Origin of the sequence: Myxococcus sp. CA033 (assembly GCF_013336625.1) — a bacterium.
GTDB classification, from domain to species: Bacteria; Myxococcota; Myxococcia; order Myxococcales; family Myxococcaceae; genus Myxococcus; species Myxococcus llanfairpwllgwyngyllgogerychwyrndrobwllllantysiliogogogochensis.
This window is the reverse complement of sequence record NZ_JABUMU010000011.1, coordinates 208,991-226,170: the sequence shown is the minus strand read 5'-3', so window position 1 is coordinate 226,170 and position 17,180 is coordinate 208,991. Positions and strand designations below refer to the sequence as shown.

13 protein-coding genes are annotated in these 17,180 nt (G+C 69.1%); 4 read left to right on the top strand and 9 right to left on the bottom strand.

The window, feature by feature from the left end; translation table 11 throughout:
• Complete coding sequence (locus HUA78_RS25370; protein ID WP_141644692.1) at positions 1–930, bottom strand: serine/threonine-protein kinase; 930 nt, start codon at positions 928–930, stop codon at positions 1–3.
• A gap of 3 nt (positions 931–933) precedes the next feature.
• The gene (locus tag HUA78_RS25365) at positions 934–1,722 is read right to left on the bottom strand and encodes a TIGR02266 family protein (RefSeq protein WP_174477335.1); all 789 of its coding nucleotides are present in this window, start codon (positions 1,720–1,722) and stop codon (positions 934–936) included.
• Positions 1,723–1,940: 218 nt separating this feature from the next.
• On the opposite strand from HUA78_RS25365, the gene cglD reads away from it, so the two are divergent.
• A complete protein-coding gene (gene cglD, locus HUA78_RS25360) occupies positions 1,941–5,318 on the top strand; it encodes an adventurous gliding motility lipoprotein CglD (RefSeq protein WP_174460431.1) in 3,378 nt (1,125 codons plus the stop codon).
• A gap of 203 nt (positions 5,319–5,521) precedes the next feature.
• Here the strand turns inward: cglD and HUA78_RS25355 are convergent, their stop codons facing one another.
• Together HUA78_RS25355 and HUA78_RS25350 are read right to left on the bottom strand one after the other, a co-directional pair.
• Positions 5,522–7,285 (bottom strand): M14 family zinc carboxypeptidase, encoded by a 1,764-nt coding sequence (locus HUA78_RS25355; protein WP_174477334.1) that lies wholly within the window; start codon positions 7,283–7,285, stop codon positions 5,522–5,524.
• A gap of 31 nt (positions 7,286–7,316) precedes the next feature.
• On the bottom strand, positions 7,317–8,252 hold the full coding sequence (locus tag HUA78_RS25350; RefSeq protein WP_174454494.1) for an MBL fold metallo-hydrolase: 936 nt from the start codon (positions 8,250–8,252) through the stop codon (positions 7,317–7,319).
• Positions 8,253–8,348: 96 nt separating this feature from the next.
• Between HUA78_RS25350 and HUA78_RS25345 the strand changes: the two genes are divergently transcribed.
• The gene (locus tag HUA78_RS25345; RefSeq protein WP_174459778.1) at positions 8,349–9,308 is read left to right on the top strand and encodes an alpha/beta fold hydrolase; all 960 of its coding nucleotides are present in this window, start codon (positions 8,349–8,351) and stop codon (positions 9,306–9,308) included.
• An 896-nt stretch (positions 9,309–10,204) separates the two neighbouring features.
• Here the strand turns inward: HUA78_RS25345 and HUA78_RS25340 are convergent.
• On the bottom strand, positions 10,205–10,411 hold the full coding sequence (locus HUA78_RS25340; RefSeq protein ID WP_174459777.1) for a hypothetical protein: 207 nt from the start codon (positions 10,409–10,411) through the stop codon (positions 10,205–10,207).
• 158 nt (positions 10,412–10,569) lie between these two features.
• On the opposite strand from HUA78_RS25340, the gene HUA78_RS25335 reads away from it, so the two are divergent.
• Positions 10,570–12,030 carry an ATP-binding protein gene (locus HUA78_RS25335; RefSeq protein WP_141644698.1) on the top strand — a complete coding sequence of 487 codons (1,461 nt, stop codon included), beginning with the start codon at positions 10,570–10,572 and terminating at the stop codon, positions 12,028–12,030.
• Positions 12,027–13,451 (top strand): sigma-54 dependent transcriptional regulator, encoded by a 1,425-nt coding sequence (locus HUA78_RS25330; RefSeq protein ID WP_174477332.1) that lies wholly within the window; start codon positions 12,027–12,029, stop codon positions 13,449–13,451. Before HUA78_RS25335 ends, HUA78_RS25330 begins: the two co-directional genes overlap by 4 nt.
• A gap of 90 nt (positions 13,452–13,541) precedes the next feature.
• Here the strand turns inward: HUA78_RS25330 and HUA78_RS25325 are convergent, their stop codons facing one another.
• The 4 genes from HUA78_RS25325 to cysK are packed head-to-tail and all read right to left on the bottom strand — an operon-like array spanning position 13,542 to position 17,082.
• A complete protein-coding gene (locus HUA78_RS25325; RefSeq protein ID WP_174465832.1) occupies positions 13,542–14,390 on the bottom strand; it encodes a MetQ/NlpA family ABC transporter substrate-binding protein in 849 nt (282 codons plus the stop codon).
• 55 nt (positions 14,391–14,445) lie between these two features.
• Positions 14,446–15,126, bottom strand: a complete 681-nt coding sequence (locus HUA78_RS25320; RefSeq protein WP_174454500.1) for a methionine ABC transporter permease — start codon at positions 15,124–15,126, stop codon at positions 14,446–14,448.
• Positions 15,116–16,117 (bottom strand): methionine ABC transporter ATP-binding protein, encoded by a 1,002-nt coding sequence (locus tag HUA78_RS25315; protein WP_174465831.1) that lies wholly within the window; start codon positions 16,115–16,117, stop codon positions 15,116–15,118. The genes HUA78_RS25320 and HUA78_RS25315 overlap by 11 nt, the downstream gene beginning before the upstream one ends.
• On the bottom strand, positions 16,114–17,082 hold the full coding sequence (gene cysK, locus HUA78_RS25310; RefSeq protein WP_163869456.1) for a cysteine synthase A: 969 nt from the start codon (positions 17,080–17,082) through the stop codon (positions 16,114–16,116). The genes HUA78_RS25315 and cysK overlap by 4 nt, the downstream gene beginning before the upstream one ends.
• Between the last annotated feature and the right edge of the window lie 98 nt (positions 17,083–17,180).

Genomic DNA, 17,180 nt, shown 5'->3' with positions numbered 1-17,180 from the left:
TCACACGCCCGTGCCCATCAACCCGCGCACCACGGCGGCCACGGCCAGCGGCGTGGCCACGCGGTCATCGGAGAGGGCGGCGAGGGCCCGCGCGAACTGCTCCGCGGAGCCGAAGCGCTGCGAGGGGTGAGGCGCCAGCGCGCGGTCCAGCACCAGCGCGAGCGCGTCCGACACCTCCGGCACCTGCATCCGCACGGGCTTCACCCGGCCCCCCCGGATGGCGGACTCCACCTCTTCACCAGGGCCGGAGGGGAAGGGCGACTCCAGCGACAGCAGCTCGTACAGCAGCACCGCGGTGGCCCACAGGTCCACCGCCACGGACACCTCGCCCGCCAGCAGCTCCGGCGAGCGGTAGTGCTGCTTGCCCAGGCGTCGCGCGTCGAGCGCCATGCCCGCCCGTGAGCGAGCCACGCCGAAGTCCGCCAGCTTCACCTCTCCAGTTCGCGACAGCAGCACGTTGTGCGGGGACACGTCGCAGTGCACGACACCCAGCGGACGGCCCGTGGTGCTCGTGGCCTGATGCGCGTGCGCGAGGGCCTCCAGCACCTGCCGGACGATGAGCACGGAGATGTCGATGGGCAGCTCGATGCGCCGCCGTCGGCACTGCGCCAGCACTCGCCCCAGGTCCGGTCCCTCCACCAGCTCCAGCGCGAGGTAGCCCCCGTCGGGCAGCTCTCCATACTCGACGAAGCCGACGATGTGCGGATGCCGCAGACACCGGGCCAGCTCCGCTTCATGCAGGAGCTGCTCGTGCGCCTCGTCGTCGTGCGCGCGCTCGGGGCGCACGCGCTTGAGCGCCACGTGCTCTCCGGCCCGCGCGCCGTGCTTCACGCGCGCGAGGAACACCTCCGCCATGCCGCCGCGCCCCAGGCGGGACAGCAACTCGAAGCGGCCACAGTCCCTCGGCCAGGTCTCCTCCACCACGTCCATGACTCAGCTCACCCCACCCACCAGGCTCGCCAGGTAGCCGTCGAGCGTCCGGGAGAAGGTGACGTCGTCACTGAGGAACGCAAGCCCCACGCCGCCGCTGTAAGGGTCATCCAACACGTGCACCACCACCGCCTCGCCCTGCAGATGCTCCCCGTTGGGCAGCTTCACGTCCACGGTGACGACGCTGTCGGGCGGAGGCCGGTGCGCGGTGCGCACGAAGAGGCCGCCGTTGGAGATGTTCAGCGCGTGCTCCCGCACGAAGTCCAGCTCGGTGCGGAACTCCAGCTCCAGCCGCACCGCGAACCGGCGCCCCCGGCGCTGGGGACCGCCCGTTGGCGCGGAGGGCACGCGGCGTGGATCATCCTCCGACGTGGGCACGGCGGTGGGACTCGGTGGCGCCGAGGGAGCAGGAGCCGCGGGTCGCGAGGCCAGCGCGCTCACGTGCTGCTCCAGCGCCCGTGCCGCGGCGGTGCGCTCCTCGCCCCCATAGGCCTTTCCTCCCGCGAAGATGCTGTTGCGAAGCGCGTCGCGCTCCGGCTTAGGCAGACGCCACAGCTCCACGAAGGTGCCGCCGCTGCGCTTCACCTCGTCGGCGAGCCGCTCCACCGCGGCACGCGGATAGCCCGGGGCCTCCACCTTGAGCTCGATACCGGCCTGCTCGGCCTGCACGGAGACGACGAGCTGCATCGATTGCGCGGAGGGCAGCAGCTCGCCAAGCCCCTCCACCACCGCCGCGGCGCGTTCTGGTGAAGCCCCTCTATTCCACAATGCCGCGAGACCGAAGACAGGCACGAAAGAGACGATAACCGACGCTTCCCACCCCGCGAACAGTGTTCGCCAACAGTCATGCCGCAATCCGTCCATGAGGTTGGACAGAGAGCATACGAAGAGCGACGAAGAACTCGTACCGAGGGGAATAGTCACTGACCAAAAGGCGCAGGTCTTCATAGACTTCAGGTTCCCCCTGACTCATCCCAACCCCCCCGGAGTCAGGGAAATGGAGTCGAATGATGCGTACGTCCTTCACCCGGCTCATCGCCTGCGTGCTCGTGTCAGCTTCGTTGCTGGCTGGCTGCGGCGGGTCGGACCCCGAAGACCCCACTCCGCCCGGCAATGAAGATGCGGGTACGACCCCAGACAGTGGAACACCGCCCCCGGAGGATGCGGGCGTCGAGCCTGACCCGGACCCGGATCCAGGTCCGGTGCCCACGGATGTCGACGACAGCAAGAACCCCACCAAGGACTCCGACTGCGACGGCCTCACGGACGCGGAAGAGTTCGCCAATGTCTATGCCGGCGGGTTGAAGACGGACCCGGGTCGGCGTGACACCGACGGTGACGGCATTCGTGACGGCGTCGAAGTGGGCCGCACCTCGAGCATCAACACCACCTGTTCGTTCCGCGCGGACCTGGACCCGGACTCGCGCACCTCGCCGGTGAAGGCGGACACGGACGGCGACGGCATCCCCGACGGCCTGGAGGACACCAACCGCAACGGCGCGAGGGACCCGGGTGAGACGGACCCCAACGCCCTCGACTCGGATGGTGACGGGCTGAAGGACGGCGAAGAGGACGTCAACCACAGCGGCACGGTGAGCCCCGGCGAGACGGACCCGCGCAAGCGCGACACGGACGGCGACGGCCTGTCGGATGGTCAGGAGCGGACCATGGGCACGGACCCGCTCAAGCCCGACACGGACGGCGACTCGTGCAGCGACGGCGAGGAGGACCGCAACCGCAACGGCGTGCGCGACAGCGGCGAGACGGACCCGAAGGTGGCTGACTGCGCCGCCTCCATCCCCGACGCGGACTTCGACGGCATCCCGGACGCGGTGGAAGTGGCCACCGGCACGAACAAGGACAAGGCGGACACGGACGGCGACGGCCTCGACGACGGCGTCGAGGACGAGAACAAGAACGGCAAGGTGGAGGCGAACGAGTCGGACCCGCGCTTGACGGACACCGACTGTGACGGCCTGCAGGACGGCGCGGGCCGCGATGGCTTCCTGGGTGAGGACGGCAACGGCAACGGCAAGGTGGACGCCAACGAGACGGACCCCACCAACCCGGACACGGACGGCGACGGCCTGCGCGACGGCCTGGAGCGCGGTGTGACGACCGCCGCGGCGCCGCGCAAGGACTGCGGCTACGCGGGCGACGCGCACCCGAGCAGCACCACGAGCCCCACGACGGCGGACTCGGACGGTGACGGCATCGCGGACGGCGCGGAGGACGCGAACCAGAACGGCCAGGTGGACGCGAACGAGCTGGACCCGAAGAACCCGGCGGACGGCGCGCCCAACACGCCGGCGGGCCAGGCCTGCCGCGCGAACAACCTGCGGCCCGTCACGTTCAAGGAGGACAATGGCGCGGACGTGCGGCTCGCGCTGCCGGCCACCTTCAAGGACGCGAACATCACCAACATCACGGTGGCTGGCGCCACGGTGGGCGTCATCGGCTGGGACGACACGAAGCAGGTGACGCTGATTGCGTACAAGCGTGGCGCGGTGGGCGGCTCCATCACCCCCGCGGGCGACGAGGCGGGCATCCGCGGTGCCTCGTTCAACACCGCGACGAGTGACTACGCGCAGACCTTCAACACCTGGGACGGATACGCCGCGCTCGCGGCTCGCTACTCGCTGGCGGGCGGCGAAGACCTGAAGGCTCGCACCAACTCGCTGGTGCGGTCGCTGGTGCCCAGCAGCGCCGGTTCGCTCGCGGGTTCGGCGGGAATCACCGGTCCGTTCACCATCCAGGCGCAGTACGTCCACCGCTCCAACGACAGCGTGCTGGTGGTCATCGCCATCACCCCTACGTCCCGCTACAACGAGGCGGGCAGCCTCTTCTCGCTGGCGGACACGGCGGGCGGCTCGGCGCTGGCGCAGTTCGGTGACGCGGACGCGGTGCAGTGCGAGCTGTTCACCTCGCGCCAGGCAGTGGTGGACTTCATCTTCGTGGTGGACGACAGCGGCTCCATGGCCAGCTCGCAGCAGTCGCTGGCGGACGCGGCCACGGCCGTGGCGAACAAGCTGGGCAACTCCACGCTGGACTGGCGTGTGGCGATGGTGACCACGAGCTACACCTCCACCAACACCAACCATGCCAACCGCAACGTGGTGCGTGGCTTCACGCGGAACATCAACCAGTTCCGTGCGTGGCTGACGCAGAACAGCACCTGCGCCAGCGGCCAGTGCAATACCGTCACCATCCCCGCGGGGACGACGCCCACCACCTGTACGAACAACCAGTCGTGCTGGGTGGGTTTGAGCGGCTGGGGTGACGAGAAGCCCATGGAAGCGGTGCGAGCGGCCATCAACACCACGCTCGTGCCGAATGGCACGTCCTCGGACTCGCGCATCCGCGACGGCGCCAAGGTGGTGGTCGTCATCCTCACGGACACGCATGACTACTCGGCGGATTCCATCCAGACCTTCGAGCAGTACTTCAAGAGCACCGGCAACACGCCCGCGACGAAGAACCCGCTGAACCAGGTCATCCAGGTCCACGGCATCATCTGCCCGCCGGAGTTCGCCACCAGCAACACGGCGACGTGGTGTCACAACCAGGAGGACCCCCGCGACCCGAAGCACCTGGACATCATCCAGGCGACGGGCGGCGTGGTGGGCAGCATCCGCAACTCCACCTCCATCACCACGACCATCAACGGCATCATCGACAGCGTCATCGCGTCGGTGGGCTACCGCACGCAGCAGCCGCCCATCGGCGCGTCGGTGAAGGTGTCGGTGGCGACGGTGGCGGACGCGGTGTCGTGCCCCACGGCGGCGGACCTGCCGCGCAGCCGCACCAACGGCTTCGACGTGGATGGTATCAACCGCACGCTGTCGTTCTTCGGCGGCTGCCGGCCGCAGGCGGACAACACGCAGGCGGCGGTGTCCTACCGCTACTGGAGCGACCGGACGACGAACGCCAACGGCGTGCCGCCTCCTTGCAAGACGGACCCGTATTACGACGCGACGGAGGCGGACTACTGCGACGGCAAGCTCTCCTGCAACCGCACCACGGACAAGTGCGAGTGCCCGTCGGACTGCGGTGGTGTCGGCGCTCCGGGCCAGGTCTGCAACACGGACCCGGCGGTGTGCGCCTACACGTGCGCTTCGGATTGCGGTGGCACGTGCGGCACGTATGAGTCGTGCAACTCGGCGACCTGCGCGTGCTCGTGCGTCCAGACGGCCACGTGCGCGGCGGGCTACAAGTTCGACCCGAGCGTGTGCGCCTGTGCGTGTGACACCGCGTCGCTGAGCTGCGGCTCCACGACGCAGCCGGACGCGGCCTCGTGCTCCTGCGCTTGCAAGGCGGACTGCGGTGGCTGCCCGTCGAACACGGCGTGCAACCCGAGCACCTGCGCCTGCGAAGGCGTCATCGGCTGACGGTGACGTGAAGCGCCGGCCTTCACTCGAGGGCCGGCGTGGCGGAGTGCTTCCTCGGAAGCTGTCTGGGTCCGAGGAAGCCAGGGGCCTGGTGACGAAACGTCGCCGGGCGTCTGGGACCCGGCTCAGGACATGAAGAAGGCCCCGGTGGCGACGTGCCTCCGGGGCCTTCGTGTTTCTGGGGACTCAGCGGTGGTGACGCGCTACCGGCCCGCGGTGAGGCCCGTGGGCGCGGTGGCCGTGCGGAGGATGGGGTAGACGCGGTGCTGGGTGTCGCGAGCGGGGTGGCGCTCGTAGAAGAACCGCAGACGCGCGCGCGGGTCCTTGGCGAAGGCGGGGTCCTTGAGCTTCGCGTCCCACTCGGCCTTCACGGTGGCGTCCCTGGCGAGCAGCTCCCGCGCGAAGGGCTCCAGCACGTAGTCCTCGATGTATTCCTTCTGCTCGAAGTGGGCGTTGAAGAAGCCCCACGCCAGGAGCGAGTCCGGCGCGGAGGGCTCCAGCAGGTGGGCCACCATCTCCACACCCGGCTGCGCGGTGGGGACGTACAGCGCGCCGGCGGAAAGTGACTGCGTCTGCTTCTCCCACGCGCCCTTCACAGACAGCGTCTGACGGCCCTCGTTGGACTGGGGACTCCACTTCGCCTCGGTGGCGCGGAACACCTCCACGTCGGTGGCGGGCGTCGGGCGGGACAGGCGCTGGAAGCGCAGGCCGTGGGTGGTGAGCTTCTGGGCCACCCAGGCGGCATGGGACGGCGGCACCAGGTAGCCGCCAGAAGGGATGGAGACGGTGAGGGCGGGCTCCACCTTGTCGAAGTACGGCACGGTCCACACCTGCGGCTTGGAGTCGTCGTAGCGAATCCACGTCTGCCCGGAGACGTCGGAGGCGCCGCGCTCGTAGGCGTAGCCCCGGAAGGCGATGGGGTGGCTCTCCGGCGTGTTCTTCCACGCGACGACGACGTCGCGCACCTTGCCGGCCTGGGCCTCCGCGTCGGCCGCCTTCACGGCGTTCATCAGCCCGGCGCCATCGCGGGCGACGAGGCGCAGGAGGCCGGCGACGACATCGCGCGTGGCCTTCACGCGCTCGGCATAGGGCTTCCACGAGTGCGTCTCCACGAGCACTCCGAACCGGTGGTACGCGGCGGCGTAGGCGTGGCTGAAGCGCGGAGGCGGCACGCCGTAGGCAAAGCCGGACGTCGGGTCATCGTCCTGGATGAACGAAGGGTAGAACTCCAGGGGCTGGTGGCCTTGCGTCTCCAGTTCCTGGAACAGCTCCTGGCGCAGCTTCACGCCGAGGGGGCGCAGGCTCTCCGGGCCGGACTTCTGCGGCTCGATGCCGACGGCGACGTCGGGCTCGAACTTGGCGCCGTCGGTGACGTGCAGGTCCGCGTAGACGAGCGCGTCCCAGGAGTGGAGGTAGCGCAGCAGGGCCACCATCTCCGGGCTCTCCGCCTTGGCGTAGTCGCGGTTGAGGTTGAGGTTCTGCGAGGTGACGCGCCAGCCCATCTCCTCGGGGCCCACCTGGTTGGGGCGGTTGTTGTGACCGAAGCGCTCGTGGCCGTCGACGTTGAAGACGGGGACGAAGACGGCGGTGACGCCCTTGAGGACACCCGGCAGCGTCTTGCCGGAGAGGATGTCTCGCAAGAGCGCGAAGCCGGCGTCCTTGCCGTCGATTTCGCCGGCGTGGATGCCGCCCTGGAAGAAGACGACGGGGCGATTCTTCTTCGAGTTGGCGGCGGGGGTGAGCGTGCCGTCGGCGCTGGCGACGAGGGCGAGCATGGGCCGGCCCTCGGGCGTGGTGCCGAACGTGTCGCAGCGCACCTTGCCGGGGTAGGCCTTGGGGAAGGCGCGGCAGAGCGACTCCACCTCGGGGTAGCGGCCGGTGCGTGTCCAGCCGCTCTGCTCGGACACGGTGGTGAGAGGCGGTGGAGCCTGGGCGAGCGCCAGGGAGAGGGCGGTGGCGAGGAGCATGGCCAACCCACAACACAGGCTCCCGTGGGTTTCAACCGCCTCGCACGGTGAGCGTTCCACCCACCGGTAGGACGTGGACGTGCTCGTGCGGCCAGCCTCGGCGGTTCCACTCGGCGTCCAGGCGGCGGGGCGGTTCGTCGAGCGGCTCGTCGGTGAGTTTGAACGTGCCCCAGTGCATGGCGAGGAACTCCCGGGCTCCGAGTGCCTCGAAGGCGCGGACGGCCTCTTCGGGGTTCATGTGCTGGCGGCTCATGAACCACTCCGGGTCATACGCGCCAATGGGGAGCAGGGCGGCGTCGAGCTTGGGAAAGCGGCGGCCGATTTCCTGGAAGCCATCGAACCAGGCGGTGTCACCGGAGTGGTAGACGCGGGCGCTGGAGCCCTCGACGACGAAGCCGCCCCAGAGCATCTCGTTGGCGTCGTTGAGGCCGCGTCGGCTCCAGTGTTGCGAGGGGACGTAGTGGACGGTGACGGGGCCCACCTGGGTGGATTGCCACCAGTCCAGTTCGGTGACGGCGAGCTTGCCGCCCCGGAACACGGGGGACTGTCCCAGGCCCGTGACGATGGGAGCGCCCACGTCGGTGAGCGTGGGCAGGTCCAGGTGGTCGTAATGGTTGTGGGAGACGAGGCTCGCGGCGATGGGAGGCAGCTTGTCGACGGGGACGCCGGGCGGGACGTTGCGGCGGATGACGACGTTGATGGCGTCGCGCAGCACGGGGTCGATGAGAAGGGAGAGGCCGTCGAGCTGGACGAGCCAGCTTGCGTGGCCCAGCCATGTGAGGCGCGCGCCCTCGCCGGGGGCGGGCGGTGTGGCGAGCAGGGCGAGGTCCGGCTCCACGCGAGGGACGGGTGCATGGTCGGGCGACTTGCGGCGGCGGCCGGAGAGCTTGTCGGCCACTGCCCATTTGAAGACGCTGCTGAACGGCTGAGGGCCGCTGCCGTCCAGGTTCTTGAAGCGCAAGGCCATGATGCGTGCTCCTCGAAGGACACCGGAGCGCGGAGCTCCGAGCGTCTGTCATGCTCGCGGGACGGTGCGGTTCGCAAGGGGAATGGAGCCCCTACCATGGTCGACATCACACATCGCATGCTCGAGACGAACGGGATTCGCCTTCATGTCGCGGAGGCGGGGAAGGGGCCACTCGTGCTGTTGCTCCATGGGTGGCCGGAGTCCTGGTACTCGTGGCGGCATCAGCTTCCGGTGCTCGCCGCCGCCGGCTACCACGTCGTCGCGCCGGACGTTCGAGGTTATGGGCGCAGTGACAAGCCGGGGCCCGTCGAGGCGTACAGCATGCGGAGCCTGGTGGCGGACTTCGTGGGGCTGCTGGATGCGCTCGGGGAGAAGACGGCGGTGGTGGTGGGGCACGACTGGGGCGCGGCGATGGCGTGGACCTGTGCCGCGCTTCATCCGGACCGCTTCAGGGCCGTTGTCGGCATGAGTGTTCCGCATCTGGGGCGTACGCCGATGCCGCCCACGCAGCTCTTCAAGGCCGTGTTCGGTGAGAAGTGGTTCTACATCCAGTACTTCCAGCAGCCGGGTGTCGCGGAGGCGGAGCTGGAGGCGGATGTGCCGCGGACGGTGCGCACTGTTCTGGCGGGCTCCGTCGCGGGCTTCGACACGAAGTCGGAGTTGGTGCGCGCGAGGAAGCAGGGGGACGGGTTTCTCACGGGCATCGAGACGCCCGCGACCTTGCCCGCCTGGCTCACGGAGGAGGATGTCGCGTACTTCGTGAAGGAGTTCGAGGGCAGTGGGTTCCGGGGTGGGTTGAACCGCTATCGCAACATGGACCGGGACTGGGAGGAGCTGCCCGAGCTGGCGACGGTGCGAATCGAGCAGCCCGCGTTGTTCATCACGGGAGAGAAGGACCCGGGGCGCGCGCTGGCGCCGGTGGAGGTGATGAAGCCGCTGGTGCCGAATCTGAAGGACGTGCTCGTTGTTCCTGGAGCGGGGCACTGGGTTCAGCAGGAGCGTCCCGCGGAGGTCAACGCCGCGTTGTTGTCGTTCTTGAAGTCGCTGCCCGCGTGACGTCGCGGTGGGGCGGGTCTGTCACCAGTCGGGGTGACAGACCCAGGGACTGGAGGGACGGCGCTGGAAGCAGCGGTATCCGTCGTCACAGGTGTTGGGGCCCTTGGGGTCGCAGGGCTGCTCGCAGGCCCATCCGTCACAGACGCGGCCGTCGGGGCAGGGTGGGAAGTCCTTGCCACAGCGCAGCTCGCACTCGGACCAGATGCGGTCGGGTAGATGGGACGCGTGGATGAACTCGCACGTCTGGCCCGAAGGGCAGGGGGTTTGTTGGCACTGTGGGCCGAACACCCTGGCGCAGGTGGAGGCGCCTTCTTCGTGGCGGATACAGTGCTGTCCCTCGGGACAGCCGCTCTTCTCGCAGGTGGGGAGGCAGAGCGGTTCGGGTTGGGTGTTCGCGCAGAAGAAAGTCGGAGTGCAACTTCCCGGCTCCGTCAGTGAGCAGGGGCGCGCGCAAAAACCGCCTTGGCTCCCGCATATCAATCCAGGTGCACAGGCTTCTTCCCGAGAGGCGGGAACCTTGATGCACCGCTCTCCTTCCGTGCGCACGCCGAGCAGCAAGCAGTAGCGCACCATGGGGCCGTGGCCTTCGGTTGCGAGGAGCTGACAGTGCTGTCCATCCTCGCATTGCGCATCCGTGAGGCACTGGCTGTCGGCGCAGTACTGGGCATGAGCTCGCGCATCCATGAGGCAGCCCAGCGGTGCCTCACAGTCGGAGCTTCGGGCGCAGTTCCGGTGATAGGTCCGCAGTGGGCCGCGTTCCTTTTTGGAGAGGAGGGGGCTGATGGGGCGCCCTCGAAAGTGCTCCGGTCGCTCGGATTGAAGTGTGCCGCCGAGGATGAGGACCAACGGCAGAGGAAGAAGCAGAGCGATTCCAACCCCCATGGGCGTTCGCCAGTTCATTCCGCTTCACCACAGCGTCGGATGCATTCCGGGTCCTTCGACGCTTCTCCGCTGCAGTATTGCTCGCGCTCCACGCTGGAGCAGCGTGTAGGGATGTTCTCCAGCGCATCCTGATGCGCGGCCCGGTCCACGAGGCCGTCACGCCGGTGCACCTCGGGGCAGCCCATGACGGCGCAGGACAGCGCACAGACCCAGAAGGTCATCCACGGCATCGCTGTGTCCCCCCGACAGAGGAAACGACACAGGCATTCTACCGAAGGTAGGAAGTCGCGGAGACAACCTGGTTGATGGGGCGAGTGAGACTGTGCACGCGCCGACATCGCTCACCCACACGGCCCCGCACTCCCTTATATAGAGCGCGATGCTTCCCACCTCCGGCTCCACGACTCGCAAGCTGCTGCTCGCCTTCGGTGCGCTGGTGGCGCTGTTCACCGCCGCATCGGGCTTCGCGCTTGCTCGGCTGGCGGACATCCACGACGCCTCGCACGAGCTGCGTGAGGCCGGCGGCCGGGTCCGCGAGGCACTCGAGCTGGCCACCGCCGTACGAGACCAGTACGCGCATCTGGCCCACACCATCATCCTCGGCAACGCCAGCCACGTTCACTTCCACGAGGAGTCGCGAGCACGCGTCGAGACGCTCACCCGCCGGCTCCGAGAGCAGGCTCAGGACGCCGAGGAGCGCGCCTGGGTGGCGGACATCCAGGAGAACGGTGACGCGCTGGACCGGCTGTATCGCGAGACACTCCTGCCCGCCGTGCTGGCGAAGGACCACGCCGCCGTCACCACCGCCCACGGCCGCGCCCTGGAGCGCGTCTCCCTCATCCAGGCCCGCGCCGAGGCCCTGGCGCGCCGCTTCGACACTTCCATCGGCTCGTTCGAGGAACACGTCGCCGCCGTCGAGCACACCAGCTTCCGCTGGGCCCTGCTCTTCCTCGGAGGCGCGACGCTGTTCGCCGTGGGCGTGGGCATCTACATCGGCAACTCCGTGGCCCGCCCCGTGGCTCGACTGTCCGAAGGCGCTGCTCGACTCGCCCAGGGCGACCTGGACACGCGCATCCCCGAGGACGACCCGGGAGAACTCGGCCGACTCGCCGCGCAGTTCAACCGGATGACCGATGCCCTGCGCACGCACCAGGCCCAGCTCGTTCAACACGAGAAGCTCGCCAGCGTCGGCCGACTGGCGGCGGGCGTCGCCCACGAAATCAACAACCCGCTCGGCGTCATCCTCGGCTATGTGCGCATCCTCCAACGCAAGGCGGAGGGTGCCCTGGCGGAAGACCTGAAAGTGGTGGAGGAGGAGGCCGTGCGCTGCCAGCAGATTGTCGAAGGGCTCCTCGACCTCTCCCGCCCGGGCCAGGGCCCGGTGGAAATAGTCCCCCTGCGCGAGACGTGTGAGGACGTGGTGGCGAGGCTGCGCGAAGCAGAGAGACTCGGACAAGTGGACGTGCGCGTGGAGGGCTCGGCGAGCGCGTGGGCCCAGCCGTCGCGGCTGCGCCAGATTCTCCTCAACCTGGTGAAGAACGCCGCCGAGGCCGCCGGAACCGGTGGCACCGTCGAGGTCCGAATCGCGCCCGCGAAGGACGGCGGCGCGAGCGTCTCCGTCTCCGACTCCGGCCCCGGTGTGAAGCCCGAGGACCGCCGCCGCCTCTTCGAGCCCTTCTTCACCACCAAGTCCACGGGCACGGGCCTGGGGCTCGCCGTGAGTCAGGCCATCGCGGAGGCACACGGCGGACGCATCGAGGCGGACACGGGCCCGCTGGGAGGCGCGCGCTTCACACTGCGACTGCCCCCCGCGTCGGCGGAGCGGGAGGCCATGGCATGAGCACTCCAACCCAACCCGGCGTCCTGGTGGTCGACGACAAGGAGAACATGCGCAAGCTGTTCTCCCGCATCCTCGGAGACGCCTACTCCGTGACGGAGGCCGCCGATGGCGAGCAGGCCATGTCGCTGCTGGCCTCGCGCGACTTCGACGTGGTGGTGACGGACATCCAGATGCCCGGCGCTGACGGCTTCGCGGTGCTGCGCGAAGTGAAGCGCCGCGCGCCCGACACGGAGGTGATTCTCGTCACCGCGTTCGCCAGCATCCCCAAGGCGGTCGAGGCCATCAAGGAAGGCGCCTACGACTACCTCTCCAAGCCGTTCGACCCCGACGAGGTCGCGCTCGTCGTGGCACGTGCGTTGGAGAAGCGACGCCAGGGCCGAGAGGCCGCGGGACTGAAAGCCCGGCTCGCGTCGGCCCCCGAGCTCCACGGGTTGCTGGGCGGAAGCGCGGCGATGCACGCCCTGCACGGCCTGCTCTCCCAGGTCGCGGCGAGAGACCTCACCGTCCTGCTCACAGGCGAGACAGGCACGGGCAAGGAGCTGGCCGCGAGGGCCGTCCACAAGGAGAGCCCTCGCGCCGCGAAGCCCTTCGTGGCGGTGAACTGTGGCGCGCTCCCCGCGGAGTTGGTGGAGAGCGAGCTGTTCGGTCACGCGAAGGGCGCCTTCACGGGCGCCACGGTGGCGAAGCCCGGACTCTTCGAGGAGGCCCACGGCGGCACGCTCTTCCTCGACGAGATTGGAGATCTGCCGCTGCCCGTGCAGGTGAAGCTCAACCGGGCCCTGCAGGAGAAGGAAGTCCGGCGCGTGGGCACCACCGTGCCGGTGAAGGTGGACGTCCGCGTGGTGGCCGCCACGCACCGTGACTTGTCCGCCGAGGTGGCCGCCGGTCGCTTCCGCGAGGACCTCTACTACCGCCTCAACGTGGTGACGGTGCGACTGCCAGCACTGCGAGAGCGACGTGAGGACGTCCCGCTGCTCGCGATGCATTTCCTGTCCGGCCCGGGACGGTCTGAAGTGGAGAGCTTCACCGCCGAGGCCCTGCGCGCACTCGCGTCCTACGACTGGCCGGGCAACGTGCGACAGCTCGAGAACGCCGTGGCGCGAGCCGTGGCCGTGGCCCGAGGTACACGCATCACCCCAGAGGACCTCCCTCCCGAGGTGGCCACGTCACGCGGTGTCACCTCGGGCGCCACGGCTCCGGGAGTGAGGGCCACCGCTGAATCCCTGGCGAAGCTGCCCTACCGCGAAGCAGTGGACGGCGCCCGCGACACGGTGTCCCGCGAGTACCTCACCGCGTTGATGCAGGAGTTCAGCGGCAACGTCACCCACGCCGCCGAACGTGCCGGCATGGAGCGCGAGAGCCTCCACCGGTTGCTCAAGCGCTACGGAGTGCGCTCGGAGGACTTCAAGCGCTCCGAGTGACGCGCGTCTCAGAACGCCAGCACCATCAGGCCGCCGAGGGATGCGGCACCGCTCTCCGCCTGGATCGCCCTGCGCAGCGAACCGCGCGACTCAGAACGCCGGCACCACCGCGCCGCCGTACTGGGACTCGATGAAGCGGCGCACCTCTCCGGACTGGAGCGCCTTGAGCAGCACCCGGACCTCGGGGCGGGACTCGTCGCCCTTCCGGACGACGAGCACATTCGCGTACGGATTGCGCGTGGAGGACTCGCGAGCCAGCACCTTCGCGTCCAGCTTCAGGTGCTTCTGCGCCTCCAGGAAGTAGTTGCCGTTGATGACGGCGGCGGCCACGTCCTCCAGCGTGCGCGGTTGCTGCTCGGCGTCGATCTCCCGCAGCTCCAACTTGCGAGGATTGCCCACCACGTCTTGCACCGTGGCGACGGCGCCCGCGCCCTCCTTCAGCCGCAACAGGCCCTGGTCCGCGAGCAGATGCAGCGCGCGAGACGCGTTGCTCGGGTCGGACGGAATCGTCACCTGCGCGCCCTCGGGCAGCTCCGCGAGCTGACGGAACTTCGTCGAGTACAGCGCCAGCGGCTCCAGGTGCACCGCGCCCGCGCTGCGCAGGGCGAGCTGACGGTCCGCGGAGAAGCGCTCCAGATACGGCACGTGCTGGAAGTAGTTGGCGTCGAGCTGTCCATCCGCCAGGGCCACGTTGGGCTGCACGTAGTCGGTGAACTCCACCACCTCGATGCGCACGCCGTCACGCAGGGCCACGGGTACCGCGGCGCGAAGAATCTCGCCATGCGGCACCGGGTTGACGCCGATTCTCAGCGTGGGCACTCCGGGCGCCTCGCCGATGGCGGGAGCCTCCGACTTCTTGCAGCCCGTTCCCACGAGCAGCGCAATGGAGACGGCGGCGAAGGCCAGGGGGATGATGAAAAATGATGCAGGTGGCTTCATGGGGTGTGGATTCCGGAGGAGAGGCCGCGGGCAACAGCGTGACCGGGGGGATATTTCAGTCGTGCGCGCGGCGGGAGTGGGGCGAGGTGTGGTCGAAGCGCGAAGCCACGCCATCCCCAAGCCACTGCACGAGCTGCACCAGCGCCAGCAACACGGCGAGGCAGCCCAGCATGACGTCGGTCCGGAAGCGCATGTACCCGTACTTCACCGCGAGGTCTCCCAGCCCACCTCCGCCCACGGCTCCCGCCATGGCGCTGTAGCCGAGCAGGCTGATAACCACGAGCGCGGTACCGCGCACGAGAGATGGCAGGGCCTCGGGAATCAGGACGCGGAAGATGACGCGCCGGTGGGTGGAGCCCATGGCGATGGCGGCCTCCACCAAGCCGGAGTCCACCTCGCGCAGCCCCTGCTCCACCACGCGCCCCATGAAGGGAATCGCCGCGACGACCAGCGGAACGATGGCGGCGGTGGTGCCAATCGTGGTGCCCACCAGCAGGCGAGTCAGGGGGACGATGGCCACCATCAAGATGATGAAGGGCACCGAGCGCCCCACGTTGACGAGCGTGCCCAGCACGCGGTGCAGCGCCGGGCGCTCCCACAGTCCGCCCCGGTCCGTCAGCACCAGCAGCACTCCCAGGGGCAGCCCCGCGAGCACCACCAACACCGTGGCCACCGACGTCATGTAGAGCGTCTCCAGCGTGGCCACCCACAGCGAATGCGTCAGCTCACCAGGCATGGGCCGCCTCCTCCGACGTCAAACCCTGCTCGCGCAGGAACGCCAGGGCCTGGCTCACCGCGTCCGGAGCACCCGTGAGCTCGAAGAGCAGCCGCCCCACGCGCGCCTCGCCCACGCGCTCCAGCGAGCCCTCCAGCAGATGCGCGTCCACGTCGAAGCGACGCGCCAGGGTGGAGAGGATGGGACGCGTGGAGTGCTCGCCCGACAGTGACAGCTCCACGCGCTGACCGCCCCGAAGGACGGCGCTCTCGCCCGTCGTGAAGGGTGGGTAGCACAGCCCATGCAGATGCGAGCCCGGACGGGAGAGCAGCTCCACCACCTTGCCCTGCTCCACGAGCCGTCCCTGCTCCAGCACGGCCACCGAGTCGCAGATGGCCTTCACCACCTCCATCTGATGCGTGATGAGCAGGATGGTGAGGCCAAGCTGTCGGTTCAAATCCCGGAGCAACGCCAGCACCGAGCGCGTCGTCTCCGGGTCCAACGACGACGTCGCCTCGTCGGACAGCAAGATGCGAGGTCGCGGCGCCAGGGCGCGGGCAATGCCCACCCGCTGCTTCTGCCCACCCGACAACCGCGCCGGGTAGGTGTCCGCCTTGTCCGACAGGCCCACCAGCGAGAGCAGCTCCGCGACGCGCGCGCGAATCTGCTCGCGCGGCAGCCCCGCCACCTCCAGCGGATACGCGACGTTGGCCGCCACCGTCTGCGAGGAGAACAGGTTGAAGTGCTGGAAGATCATCCCGATGCCCTGCCGCGCCAGGCGCAGCTCATCGGGACTCAGCGACAGCAACTCCTTCCCATTCACCCGCACGCGGCCCTGGGTGGGACGCTCCAGGAGGTTGACGCAGCGGATGAGCGTGGACTTGCCGGCGCCGCTCTGCCCGAGCACGCCGAACACTTCTCCTGGGTCCACCCGCAGCGACACGTCCTGGAGCGCCGACACCTCGCGCCCGCCCTGCCTGTACACCTTGCTGATACCGCGCAGCTCAATCATCCACCGACTCCCTGCGGTGTGTTCGCCAGCTCTTCGGCGAACGCCGCGAACGAACTCCAGTACCGCTCACCGGTATCGGGCAGCACGGTGAGCACCGTCTTGCCGGGACCCAGTCGCCGCGCCACCTGCCGGGCCGCGTGCAGCGCCGCGCCACTGGAGATGCCCACGAGCAGACCCTCCCGGCTCGCCAGCTCCCGCGCGGCGAGGTACGCGTCGACATCCGCGACGTCGATGACCTCGTCATAGACGGAGCGGTCCAGCACCTCCGGCACGAAGTTGGCGCCAATGCCCTGGATGCGATGCGGCCCCGCCTTGCCCTGGGTGAGCAGGGGCGAGCGCAGCGGCTCCACGGCGATGACCTGCAGGGACGGGTTCTCCTTCTTGAGCACGCTGCCCGCGCCCGTAATCGTGCCGCCCGTGCCGATGCCCGCCACGAAGGCGTCGAGCTTGCGCACGTCCAGGTCTCCGAGAATCTCCTTCGCCGTGGTGCGCCGGTGAATCTCCGGGTTGGACGGGTTGCGGAACTGCTGCGGCATGAAGCCCTTGTCGCCCAGCTCCTTGATGAGCTCGTCGGCCGCCTCGACGGCGCCGTTCATTCCCTTGGCCGCGGGCGTCAGCACCAGCTCCGCGCCATAGGCCTCCAGGATGCGGCGGCGCTCCACGCTCATGCTCTCAGGCATGGTGAGGATGATGCGGTAGCCCTTCACCGCGGCGACCATGGCCAGGGCCACGCCGGTGTTGCCGCTGGTGGGCTCGACAATCGTCATGCCCGGACGCAGGCGGCCCTTGTTCTCCGCGTCCTCAATCATCGCCAGACCGATGCGGTCCTTCACGCTGCCACCGGGATTGAAGGACTCGACTTTCGCCAGCAGCGTGGCCGCGTCAGGGCCTCCGACGCGCGACAGGCGGATGATGGGCGTGCGGCCAATGAGCTGCGTCACGTCGGGGTAGATGTTGTTGGGCATCCGCGTCTCGGGGTTGGGGCCGGGACTTCGATGCAGCGCCCCGGCGTGTGGGGAAAATGGAACGGCCCGTCTCCAGGTTTCTGGGAGGACGGGCCGGA